The 12,021-nt window shown below is 72.1% G+C and carries 12 protein-coding genes; all 12 read left to right on the top strand.

All coding sequences use genetic code 11. From position 1 onward, the window contains the following. A partial coding sequence (locus B4M60_RS09935) for an ATP-binding cassette domain-containing protein (protein WP_291083023.1) occupies positions 1 to 978 on the top strand: 978 nt, incomplete at its 5' end. A 109-nt stretch (positions 979 to 1,087) separates the two neighbouring features. Next, positions 1,088 to 2,143, top strand: coding sequence for a phenylalanine--tRNA ligase subunit alpha (pheS, locus tag B4M60_RS09930; RefSeq protein WP_291083020.1), 1,056 nt, complete (start codon positions 1,088 to 1,090; stop codon positions 2,141 to 2,143). Between the two features lie 62 nt (positions 2,144 to 2,205). Continuing rightward, entirely contained in the window at positions 2,206 to 4,695 is a 2,490-nt protein-coding gene (gene pheT, locus B4M60_RS09925) for a phenylalanine--tRNA ligase subunit beta (RefSeq protein WP_291083017.1), read from the top strand. Beyond that, on the top strand, positions 4,688 to 5,512 hold the full coding sequence (gene thiD, locus B4M60_RS09920; protein ID WP_291083015.1) for a bifunctional hydroxymethylpyrimidine kinase/phosphomethylpyrimidine kinase: 825 nt from the start codon (positions 4,688 to 4,690) through the stop codon (positions 5,510 to 5,512). The genes pheT and thiD overlap by 8 nt, the downstream gene beginning before the upstream one ends. 70 nt (positions 5,513 to 5,582) lie before the next feature. After that, on the top strand, positions 5,583 to 6,326 hold the full coding sequence (locus B4M60_RS09915) for a DUF2786 domain-containing protein (RefSeq protein WP_291083012.1): 744 nt from the start codon (positions 5,583 to 5,585) through the stop codon (positions 6,324 to 6,326). A 54-nt stretch (positions 6,327 to 6,380) separates the two neighbouring features. Continuing rightward, positions 6,381 to 7,418: an N-acetyl-gamma-glutamyl-phosphate reductase gene (gene argC / locus B4M60_RS09910; protein WP_291083009.1), complete on the top strand. Its 1,038-nt coding sequence runs from the start codon at positions 6,381 to 6,383 to the stop codon at positions 7,416 to 7,418. Then, positions 7,415 to 7,996 (top strand): hypothetical protein, encoded by a 582-nt coding sequence (locus tag B4M60_RS09905; RefSeq protein WP_291083006.1) that lies wholly within the window; start codon positions 7,415 to 7,417, stop codon positions 7,994 to 7,996. Before argC ends, B4M60_RS09905 begins: the two co-directional genes overlap by 4 nt. Position 7,997: 1 nt before the next feature. Then, complete coding sequence (gene argB, locus B4M60_RS09900; protein ID WP_291083003.1) at positions 7,998 to 8,933, top strand: acetylglutamate kinase; 936 nt, start codon at positions 7,998 to 8,000, stop codon at positions 8,931 to 8,933. Next, complete coding sequence (locus B4M60_RS09895; RefSeq protein ID WP_291083000.1) at positions 8,930 to 10,144, top strand: acetylornithine transaminase; 1,215 nt, start codon at positions 8,930 to 8,932, stop codon at positions 10,142 to 10,144. The genes argB and B4M60_RS09895 overlap by 4 nt, the downstream gene beginning before the upstream one ends. Beyond that, entirely contained in the window at positions 10,141 to 11,100 is a 960-nt protein-coding gene (gene argF / locus B4M60_RS09890; RefSeq protein WP_291082997.1) for an ornithine carbamoyltransferase, read from the top strand. Before B4M60_RS09895 ends, argF begins: the two co-directional genes overlap by 4 nt. After that, positions 11,097 to 11,594: an arginine repressor gene (locus B4M60_RS09885; RefSeq protein WP_291082994.1), complete on the top strand. Its 498-nt coding sequence runs from the start codon at positions 11,097 to 11,099 to the stop codon at positions 11,592 to 11,594. The genes argF and B4M60_RS09885 overlap by 4 nt, the downstream gene beginning before the upstream one ends. Positions 11,595 to 11,646: 52 nt before the next feature. Then, the coding region (locus B4M60_RS09880; RefSeq protein ID WP_291082991.1) for an argininosuccinate synthase domain-containing protein at positions 11,647 to 12,021 on the top strand (375 nt) is incomplete at its 3' end.

Below are 12,021 nucleotides of genomic sequence, written 5' to 3'. Positions count from 1 at the left end.
CTCGACTCGGCGCAGCGCCAGATCACGGTGTTCGACGGCGGATACGAGTCCTACCTCGCCGAGCGCGCGCTGGCGCGGCAGCGGGCCCGGGAGGCCTACGAGGAGTACTCGGGCAGGGTCGATCAGCTCAAGGACCGCATCCAGACGCAGAAGACGTGGCTGGACAAGGGCGTCCGCAACACCATGCGCAAGTCCGGTGGCAAGGACGCCGAGCGGGACAAGCACATCCGCAACCGCGCCGGGCAGCGGTCGGAGAAGCAGGCCGCCAAGATCTCGCAGTCCGAGCGGGCGATGGAGCGGCTGGATGCGGTCGAGGAACCCCGCAAGGAGTGGGAGCTGCAGATGGAGATCGCGGCCGCCCCCCGGTCGGGGTCGGTGGTCGCGGTGCTGTCCGACGCGGTGGTGCGTCGCGGCGACTTCGTGCTGGGACCGGTGACCCTGCAGATCGACTCCGGGGACCGCGTGCTGATCTCCGGGGCCAACGGATCCGGCAAGTCCACCCTGCTCGGACTGCTGGCCGGGGAGCGGACCCCGGACGCCGGGCGGGCGACCACCGGCGCCGGCGTCGAGCCGGGGCGGGTCGACCAGGCCCGCGCCGCCTTCGGCGGCCCGGAGCCGCTGCTGGACACGTTCTGCGTGGCCGCCGATCCCGCGGGTCTCGACCCCACGGAGGCACGGACCCTGCTCGCCAAGTTCGGGTTGGGCGGGGAGCACGTCGCCAGGGCCTGTGGGTCCCTGTCGCCGGGAGAGCGGACGCGGGCCGCGCTGGCGCTGCTCCAGCAGCGGGGCGTCAACCTTCTCGTGCTGGACGAGCCCACCAACCACCTGGACCTGCCGGCGATCGAACAGCTCGAGCAGGCGGTGGAGGCGTTCTCCGGGACCGTCCTGCTGGTCACCCACGACCGGCGGATGCGGGAGACGTTCCGCTCGACCCGCGAGCTGGCGGTGGAGGCCGGGTCGGTGCGGGAGGAGCGGTGAGACTCCGCGCCCCGTGAGCGGGCCAGGGAACCGGAACCCGGATCGACTACGCTGATCCGGGATACCGCGGCGGTTGCGGCGAGCGCGTGACGGGGAGGATGCAGTACAGGTGAGCGAAGACACAGGCGCGGCGGAGGTCCGGATCGACGAGGAGTCCCTGGCGGGCTACGCCACGGAGGCGGAGAGCGCGTTCGCCGCCGCCGCGGACCTCGACGCGTTGGCCGCCGCCAAGACGGCACACCTGGGTGACCGCAGCCCCATCGCGCTCGGGCGGCGCACCCTGGGGTCGCTGCCCAAGGAGGAGAAGGCCGCCGCGGGCAAGGCCGTCAACGTGGCCCGTGGTCGCGTGCAGAAGGCCTACGACGCGCGCCTCGAGGTGCTGCACGCCGAGCGCGACGCCGCGGTGCTGGTCGCCGAGACCCTCGACCTCACGGTGCCGGCCGATCGCGGACCGGTCGGGGCCCAGCACCCCATCACGATCATCACCGAGCAGGTCGCGGACGTGTTCGTGGCCATGGGCTGGGAGATCACCGAGGGGCCGGAGATCGAGGCCGAGCACTACAACTTCGATGCGCTCAACTTCCTCCCGGACCATCCCGCGCGCACGCTCCAGGACACCTTCCACATCGCACCCGAGGGCAGCCGGCAGGTCCTGCGCACCCACACCTCGCCGGTCCAGATCCGCACGATGCTCGACCGCGAGCCGCCGATCTACGTCGCGTGCCCCGGCCGCACGTTCCGCACCGACGAGCTCGACGCCACCCACACCCCGGTGTTCCACCAGGTCGAGGGGTTGGCGATCGACAAGGGCCTGACGATGGCGCACCTGCGCGGCGCGCTCGACGCGTTCGCGCGTGCGCTCTTCGGCCCGGAGACCCGCACCCGGATGCGGCCCAACTACTTCCCGTTCACCGAGCCCTCCGCGGAGGTCGACGTGTGGTTCCCGGGCAAGAAGGGCGGGGCCGGCTGGGTGGAGTGGGGCGGCTGCGGCATGGTGCACCCCAACGTGCTGACCGCCTGCGGGATCGACCCGGAGGTGTACTCCGGATTCGCGTTCGGCATGGGGCTCGAGCGCACCCTGCAGTTCCGCAACGGACTCTCGGACATGCGGGACATGGTCGAGGGGGACGTGCGGTTCTCGCTGCCCTTCGGCGTCCGGTACTGAAGCGCCGGCGCCAACCGCCCCACGAGCTCATCCCACCATCGAGACCGACGAAGGACCCCACAGTGCGAATTGCGCAGTCCTGGCTGACCGAGATCCTGCAGCGCGCCACCGACGGCTGGTCGGTGTCACCGGCCGAACTCGACGCCGGGTTCGTGCGCGTCGGCCTCGAGGTGGAGGGGGAGCCCGAGACGCTTCCCGAGATCACCGGCCCGCTCACCATCGGCCGGGTCAGCAGCATCGAGGAGCTCGAGGGCTTCAAGAAGCCCGTCCGCTTCTGCCTGGTCGAGGTCGGGGGCGAGGAGCTGCAGCAGATCGTGTGCGGCGCGCGCAACTTCGCCGAGGGCGACCTCGTGGTGGTGGCGCTGCCCGGCACCGTCCTGCCCGGCGGCTTCGAGATCGGCAAGCGCAAGACCTACGGCAAGCCCAGTGAGGGCATGATCTGCTCGGCCTCCGAGCTCGGGATCGGAACCGACCACAGCGGCATCATCGTGCTGGCACCGGGCACCGCCGAGCCGGGCGACCCGGCCGGCCCGGTCCTGGCCGCCGGTGCGCCGGAGCAGGACACGGTGATCGAGCTCAACGTCACGCCGGACCGCGGGTACTGCCTGTCGGCGCGCGGGCTCGCCCGCGAGCTGGCGTGCGCCTTCGACCTGGACTTCGCGGACCCGGCCACCGAGCTGGGTCTGCCGTCCGAGGAGGAGACGTGGCCACTCGAGGTGGCCGACGAGGCCGGCGCCCGGCGTTTCGCCCTGCGCCGGGTCACCGGCGTGGACCCGGCGGCCACGACCCCGTGGTGGCTGGCCCGTCGCCTGCTGCTGTCGGGCGTCCGGCCCATCTCGCCGGCGGTCGACGTGACCAACTACGTCATGCTCGAGCTGGGCCACCCGATGCACGCGTTCGACGCCGCGCGCCTGCAGGGCGGTCTCACGGTGCGTCGCGCCCGGGCGGGGGAGAAGCTCACCACCCTCGACGACGCGGTGCGCACTCTCGACCCCGAGGACGTGGTGATCTGCGACGAGACCGGCCCCATCTCGCTGGCCGGCGTCATGGGCGGCGCCAGCACCGAGGTCTCCGATTCCACGACCGACGTGCTGCTCGAGGCCGCCGTGTGGGACACCCTGGCCGTCTTCCGGACGATCCGCCGCCACAAGCTGCCGAGCGAGGCGGGCAAGCGCTACGAGCGTGGCGTGGACGCCGCGGCCTCGATCGCCGCGCTCGACCGGGCCGCCACGCTGCTGGCCGAGATCACCGGCGGCACCGTCGAGGCGTCGCTCACCGACGTCGGTTCCGCGCCCGTCATGCCGACCATCGCGTTCGACGAGGACCGGCCCTCCCGGGTCGCCGGGGTGGAGTACCCGACGGGCACCGTCCGCCGCCGCCTCGAGCAGATCGGCGCGGAGGTGACCGGCGACGACGCGGTCCTGCTCGAGGTCACCCCGCCGACGTGGCGCCCCGACCTGAACGTCCCCGCGGACCTGGTGGAGGAGGTGCTGCGACTGGAGGGTCTGGAGGACATCCCGTCGGTGCTGCCCACCGCCCCCGCCGGCCGTGGCCTCACCGCCACCCAGCGAGGCCGCCGCGCCGTGGGGCGCGCCCTGGCCTCCAGCGGCCACGTCGAGGTGCTCACGTCACCGTTCGTCGATCCGTCCGTGTTCGACGCGATGGGTGTCGACCACGACGACGAGCGCCGCAGCACGATGTCCGTGGTCAATCCCCTGGAGAGCGACAAGGCGCATCTCGCGACCACGCTGTTGCCGTCCCTGATGGAGATCGCCCGTCGTAACCTGACCCGGGGCACCCGCGACCTCGCTCTGTACTCGGTCGCCCAGGTGGCGTTCCGGACGCCCTCGACCACCGGCGTCGAGATGCTGCCGGTGGACCGCGAGCCCACCGCCGAGGAGCAGAGGGTTCTCAGCGATTCGCTGCCGGACCAGCCGGTGCACGTGGCGGCCCTCTACACGGGCAAGCGCGAGCCCGTCGGCCACGCGTCGGCGGGACGCGACGCCGACGCGCTCGACGCCGTCCGCGCCGCCGAGGTCGTCGGTGCCGCCCTCGGGGTCGGGACCGAGGTGCGCGCCGCGTCCTTCGCTCCGTGGCACCCCGGCCGCTGCGTCGAGGTCGTGGTCGACGGCGCCGTGGTCGGCCACGCCGGCGAGTTGCACCCCGCCGCCTGCGAGCGTCTGGGGATGCCCGCGCGGACCTGCGCGGTCGAGCTCGATCTCACCGCCATGGGCGCGCGCGAGGTACTGCCCGCCCCCGCGATCTCCTCGTACCCGTCCGTGAACCAGGACGTCGCCGTGGTCGTGGACCACACCGTGCCCGCCGCGGCCGTCGAGGCCGCGCTGATCGCCGGCGGCGGCGAGCTCCTCGAGAGTGTCCGCCTCTTCGACGTCTACACCGGCAGCCAGCTCGGTGAGGGGCGCAAGTCGCTCGCCTACGCGCTGACCTTCCGCGCGGACGACCGCACCCTGACCGAGGACGAGGCCAGCCAGTGGCGTACCGCGGCGGTGGACGCGGCCGCGCAGGCCGTCGGGGCGAGCCTTCGTGGCTGACCCGGTGCGGGTGCCCCGGGTCCTGTGCATCGCCGGCACCGATCCGTCCGGCGGCGCCGGCCTGTTGGCCGACACCAAGGCCGTCACCGCGCTCGGCGGGTACGCCATGGGCGTGGTCACCGCCGTGACCGTGCAGAACACGCGCGGGGTGTACGACGTCCACGCGGTACCCGTCGACACGGTGATCGCGCAGCTCGACGCCGTGGCCGACGACGTCCAGATCGATGCCGTGAAGATCGGCATGCTCGGAGAGGCCACCCTCGTCCGGGCGGTGGGTGACTGGCTTCGTCGTCGTCGTCCTCCCCACATCGTTCTGGACCCGGTCATGGTGGCCACCACCGGCGGTCGCCTCGCGACCGACGAGGCGGCGTCCATGCTGCGCGAGCTCGTCCCGATCGTCGACCTGGTCACGCCGAACGTCCCCGAGCTCGGCGTGCTGTGCGGACTGGACACCGCCCAGGACATAGAGGGGATCGTCGGGCAGGCCGAACTGGTCCACGAGCAGACCGGAAGCGCGGTGCTCGCGACGACCGGCGATCTCCTGGACGGCAGCGCCGAGGACGTGCTGGTGGAGTCGGAGGGGCGGCGGCGGACCACGCGTCGTCTGCCGTTCGTCCGCGTCGACACGCCGCACACCCACGGCACCGGGTGTTCGCTGTCCTCGGCCATGGCCACCGCGCGCGTGGGCGCCGACGACTGGCGGTCGGCCTACGCGCGGGTCCGACCCTGGATGGACGGTGCCCTGCAGGGGGGACTGTCGCTCGGCGTGGGGCAGGGGTCCGGTCCCCTCGACCACAACTGGTTCCTCCACCGCTGAGCCCGGTCCCTGTCGTACACCTGTGCGATTATCCGTCTCGCCATCAGGCCGAGACAACCAGGAGTAGACCATGACCGCATCGCACCTGTCCGACACGTCCACCGAGCCCTCCGCCGCCAAGGCCCTGGAGCGGGTCCGCAAGCTGTTCGCCAAGGCCGAGAGCGTCGCCGGCACGCCGGAGGCGGAGGTCCTCCTCGAGCGCGCCTACGCGCTGCTCGCCAAGTACGGCGTCGACGAGGCGCTGGCCAGATCGGGCCCGGACGCGCGGCCGGCCGAGGTGTCGGTCCTCGACCACGTGGTCTCGGGGAAGTACCAGCCCGACCAGGTGGGACTGGTGGCGGCCCTGGCGGCCGCCATGCACTGCCGGGCCGTCACCTCCGGTCGCAGGGACGGCACGACGATCGTCCACGTCGTGGGGGTCCGTCGGCACGTCGAGCGGGTGGGGATGCTGGCCGGCGCGCTCACCGGGGTCATGCTCGCCGCCGCGGCCCGCCAGCGGCCGGGGCCCGGGGTCTCCGCGGTGACCCACCGCAAGTCGTTCATGACGGGTTTCGCGTTCGAGGTCGGGCGGAGGCTCGCCGCGGCCGAGCGGGGGGCGGTGGCGGAGAGCGCCGATGCCACGGGGGCGGATCTCGTCCTGCGCTCGGACGCCCAGCGGGCGGACGCCGAGCTCAGGCGTCGCTTCCCGACCGCGGTGCGTGGCGCCCGTCGGCGGGTCGGGACCTCGGGACTCGAGGAGGGGCGTCGGGTCGGCGGAACGGTCGATCTGGGGCAGCGTCGCTTCGACGGGGGGCGGCGGCAACTGGGGGCCTGAGCGGGCGGGAGCGCCTGCGTGCAAAAGATTGCAACTTGATGCATACTCGTGCGTATGGCAATCAGAGTGGCGGTCGCAGGCGCATCCGGATACGCGGGCGGGGAGTTCCTCCGGCTCCTCCTCGGCCATCCGGCGTATGTGTCGGGCGAGCTCGAGCTGGGGGTCCTCGCCGCCGGGTCGAACTCCGGGCAGACCCTCGCCGAGCATCACCCGCACCTTCTTCCGCTCGCGGACCGCGTCCTCGCCGAGACCAGCGCGGAGACGCTGTCCGGACACGACGTGGTGGTACTCGGGCTACCGCACGGCCACTCCGCGGTGATCGCGGAGCAGCTGGGGCCGGACGTCCTCGTGGTGGACCTCGGGGCGGATTTCCGACTGCAGGACGCCGCCGACTGGGAGGCCTACTACGGCTCGCCACACGCCGGGACCTGGCCGTACGGCCTGCCCGAACTCCCCGGCGCCCGCGAGGCGCTGCGGTCGACACGTCGGATCGCGGTGCCCGGATGCTTTCCCACCGGGGCGAGTATCGCGTTGTTCCCAGCGGTCGCGGCCGGACTGATCGACGCGTCGGACATCACGATCGTCTCGGTCACCGGCGCCTCGGGGGCCGGCAAGTCCGCGAAGGTGCCGATGCTCGCCTCCGAGGTGATGGGCTCGGCCAAGGCGTACGGCGTGACGACCCACCGGCACACCCCCGAGATCGCGCAGAACCTCCGCGCCGTGACCGACGCGGTGGTGTCGGTGAGCTTCACGCCCGTGCTGGCGCCCATGGCCCGGGGCATCCTCACCACCGCGGTCGCCCCCACCACCGCGACCGCGGAGGAACTGCGTCGGGTGTACGGGGCGGCGTTCGGCGACGAGCCGTTCGTCCACGTCCTGCCCGCGGGGGTCCAGCCGATGACTGCCTCGGTCCTCGGGTCCAACGCCGTCCAGCTCGGGATCGAGGTGGACCAACGGGCCGGCCGCGCGGTGTTCACCGCCGCGATCGACAACCTCGCCAAGGGCACCGCCGGCGGCGCGATCCAGTCCATGAACCTGGCGCTCGGACTCGACGAGACCGCGGGCCTGAGCACGGTCGGGCTGGCCCCGTGACCGCACGGTCCGCCATGGACCGCACCCCGGCCGGGGGTGTGCTTCCCGGCGCGGCCTCCGGCGGACACCTCCACGGCCTGGATTCGTGGCTCGAGGCCCTCGAGTACGACATGGTCTTCTGGACCGCGCCGCCGGGGACCACGGCCGTGCTCGAGGTGGGCGGCGCCGGCGTCGGTGCGGACGCCGGTGCGGGCGTCGGTGCGGATGCCGATGCGGCTGAGCTGCAGTGGAGCACCCGCTGCGCCGAGCTGCCGTCCACGCGAGCGGTCGTCCTGCTCGACGGGCCCGGATTCGAGGACGTCCGCCACGACTTCGAGACCGCACACGAGGCGGCGGAGGCGGTCGCCGGGTTCGTGAGCGAGCACTCCGCCGCGGACGCCGGTCCCATCGAGGTCCTCGTCTTCCGGCCGGACACCGCGGCCGGCACGGACGGCCCGGGCACGGCGGTGAGCGTGTGGCCGCAACCGACCGGGACCACGGACGGCGCAGAGTTCCGGTTCCGTCACCGCGGCGGGGCGGATGTCCGGCTGCGCCTGAGCATTCCGCAGATCACTTCCACCCCGACTCGGGAGGCATGAGATGACCAAAGAGATGAACGACGGATCGAAGCAGTTGACGCCGTTCGTCCGCGCGCACGTCCTTGCCGAGGCGCTGCCGTGGTTGCAGAAATTCCACGACAAGATCGTAGTGGTCAAATACGGCGGCAACGCGATGGTCGACGAGGAGCTCAAGGCGGCGTTCGCGGCCGACATGGTGTTCCTGCGCACCTGCGGCATCAAGCCGGTCGTCGTCCACGGCGGTGGCCCGCAGATCACGTCGATGCTCGGTCGGCTCGGGCTGGAGGGCGAATTCCGCGGCGGCTTCCGGGTCACGACCCCCGAGGTGATGGACATCGTCCGGATGGTCCTGTTCGGCCAGGTCGGGCGCGAGCTCGTGGGGCTGATCAATGCCCACGGTCCGTACGCGGTGGGCATCTCCGGGGAGGACGCCGGCCTGTTCACCGCGGTCCGCCGCACGGCGATGGTCGACGGGGAGCCCACCGACATCGGGCTCGTGGGCGATGTGGCCGCCGTCGACCCCGGGGCGGTCCTCGACCTCATCGAGGCCGGCCGCATCCCGGTCGTCTCCACCATCGCCCCCGACGCCGACGGGGTCGTCCACAACATCAACGCCGACTCGGCAGCGGGCGCGCTCGCTGCGTCGCTCGGCGCGGAGAAGCTCGTCGTCCTGACGGATGTAGAGGGTCTCTACACGAACTGGCCCGACCGGTCGTCTCTCGTCACGCACCTCGGCACCACGCCGCTCGAGACGCTGTTGCCCAGGCTGGAGAGCGGGATGGTCCCCAAGATGGAGGCGTGCCTCGCCGCCGTGCGAGGCGGGGTCCATGCCGCGCACGTCATCGACGGACGCGTCGAACACTCGGTGCTGCTCGAGATCCTCACGGAGGGCGGCATCGGAACCATGGTCACGAGCGGTGACCACGAGACCCGTGCGGCGATAGGAGAAGGCGCGTGAGCCCGCAGGACACCGGCAGCCTCACCTCCCGGTGGGACTCGGCGCTGATGCGCAACTACGGCACCCCGCCGCTGGAGCTGGTCTCCGGTGAGGGCGTGGTCGTCACCGACGCGAGCGGTAAGGAGTATGTCGACCTGCTCGCCGGGATCGCCGTCAACTCGCTCGGCCATGCACACCCCGTCGTGGTCGAGGCGGTCAGCCGCCAGATCGCCACGCTTGGGCACGTCTCGAACCTCTACGTCCACCCGACGGTGGTCGCCCTCGCGGAGCGGCTCGAGGCTCTGCTCGCGGTGGACCAGCCCGTCCGGGCGTTCTTCTGCAATTCCGGGGCGGAGGCCAACGAGGCCGCGTTCAAGATCGCCCGTCGTACCGGGCGTTCCCGGATCCTGGCCGCGGAGAACGGCTTCCACGGCCGGACCATGGGGGCGTTGGCGATGACCGGCCAGCCCGCCAAGCGTGAACCGTTCGAGCCGATGCCCGCCGGGGTGGAGTACTTCCCGTACGGCGACATCGCCGCGCTCCGGGCGCTCGTCGCGCAGGCCCCGGCCGACACCGCCGCCGTCATCCTCGAGCCGCTGCAGGGCGAGGGCGGCGTCGTCGAACCGCCGGAGGGGTTCCTCGCCGACGTGCGTTCACTGTGCACCGAACACGGGATCCTCATGATCGTCGACGAGGTCCAGACCGGCATCGGACGGACCGGCGCCATGTACGCCACCCGCGGGGCGGGTGTCGTGCCCGACGTGATCACCCTGGCCAAGGGACTCGGCGGCGGACTGCCGATCGGCGCGTGTCTCGGGATCGGCGCGGCGGGGGACCTGCTCACCGCCGGGCAGCACGGTACGACCTTCGGCGGCAACCCCGTCGCCTGCGCCGCCGCGCTCGCGGTCCTGGACACCATCGAGTCCGAGGACCTGATCGCGCACGTGGACCGGCTCGGCAAGATCATCGCCGCCGAGATCGAATGCCTCGACCACCCGCTCGTCGACCACGTCCGTGGCCGCGGGCTGCTGCTCGGTGTGGTCCTCACCGCACCCCGGGCGAAGCAGGTCGAGGAGGCCGCGCGGGCCGCCGGCTACCTCGTCGGGGCCACGGGCCCGGACGTGGTCCGCCTCGCCCCGCCGCTCGTGCTCACCGAGGAGCAGGCCGCGCGGTTCGTCTCCGCCCTGCCCTCGATCCTCGACACCGCGTCCGAGAAGGAGACCGCGTCATGACCACTCCGGCCCCGAGAACCCCCACCGCGTCGCCGGTCCGGCACTTTCTCCGCGACGACGACCTCAGCCCCGCGGAGCAGGCCGAGGTCCTCGACCTGGGGCTCACGCTCAAGGCCGCGCCGTTCTCGGCCCGCCCGCTCGAGGGGCCCAGGTCGGTGGCGGTGATCTTCGACAAGACCTCCACCCGGACGAGGTTCTCCTTCGACGCCGGCATCGCCCAGATGGGCGGCAACGCGATCGTGGTCGACTCCGGATCCACGCAGATGGGCAAGGGGGAGACGCTCGCCGACACCGCGATGGTGATGTCCCGCTATGTCGAGGCGATCGTGTGGCGCACCTACTCACAGGCCGGCCTCGCCGAGCTCGCCGCGCACTCGTCGGTCCCGGTCGTCAACGCGCTCACCGACGACTTCCACCCGTGCCAGATCCTCGCCGACCTGCTGACCATCCGCGAGAACTTCGGCCGCACCGCGGGCCTGCGGGCGGTCTACCTCGGAGACGGCGCGAACAACATGGGCCACTCGTACCTGCTGGGCTTCGCCACCGCGGGCATGCACGTCACCATCGCCGCGCCGGAGGGCTACCAGCCGACCGGGCAGGTCGTCGCCGACGCGGAGGAGATCGCCGGTCGGACCGGTGGCTCGGTCACCATCACCACCGACGTGGACACCGCTGTCGTCGACGCGGACGTCCTCATCACGGACACGTGGGTGTCCATGGGCATGGAGGACTCGGCTGCCGACCGCCTGCGGGACCTGGCGGATTATCAGCTGGGTCAGGCGGCGGTCGACAAGGCGTCCGACGACGTGATCGTCCTCCACTGCCTGCCGGCCTACCGTGGGAAGGAGATCACCGGCGAGGTGATCGACGGACCCCGGAGCCGGGTGTTCGACGAGGCGGAGAACCGGTTGCACGCCCAGAAGGCCTTGCTCGTCTGGTTGCTGGAGCGATCGTGACCTCCGTCGGCGCGGTGAGCCGCACGGCGCGTCACGCACGCATCGCCGAGATCCTGCGCGCGCGCCCGGTGAGCAGCCAGACCGAGCTCGCCGAGGCGCTCGCCGGCGAGGGCATCGGGGTGGCCATCGCCACCCTGAGTCGGGATCTCGACGAGCTCGGCGCGGTCAAGCTCCGCGCCGCCGACGGGGGAGCCGGCCGCTACGTGATCCCGGAGGACGGGAGTCATGTGCCCGGAATCCCGGGCGGCACGGATCGGCTCGGTCGGCTCCTCGGCGAGCTGCTCGTCTCCGCCGACCACAGCGGGAACATGACGGTCCTCCGGACGCCCCCGGGCGCGGCGAACTTCCTCGCCAGCGCCCTCGACCGCGCGAACCTAGACGACGTGGTGGGCACGATCGCCGGTGATGACACCATATTCGTGATGGCCCGCGAACCGGTGCGCGGCGCGGAGCTCGCGAACCGACTCGCAGCCCTGGCTCGACGTCAGCTCTGACACGACCGAATACCCTGAAAAGACCTAGAGAACAACAACCAAGGAGAACACCATGACCGATCGCGTCGTCCTCGCCTACTCCGGTGGCCTCGACACCTCCGTCGCCATCAGCTGGATCGGCCAGGAGACCGGCGCCGAGGTCGTCGCCGTCGCCATCGACCTGGGCCAGGGCGGTGAGGACATGGAGGTGATCCGGCAGCGCGCTCTGGACTGCGGCGCGGTCGAGTCGGTCGTCGTGGACGCCCGCGACGAGTTCGCCGACGAGTACTGCGCCCCCACGATCAAGGCCAACGGCCTCTACATGCGCCAGTACCCGCTGGTCTCCGCCATCTCCCGTCCGCTGATCGTCAAGCACCTCGTCACCGCCGCCAAGCTGCACGGCGGCACCTCCGTGGCCCACGGGTGCACCGGCAAGGGCAACGACCAG

Source organism: Dietzia sp. UBA5065 (assembly GCA_002415925.1).
Lineage (GTDB): Bacteria > Actinomycetota > Actinomycetes > Mycobacteriales > Mycobacteriaceae > Dietzia.
This window is presented reverse-complemented; position numbering and strand designations above follow the sequence as displayed.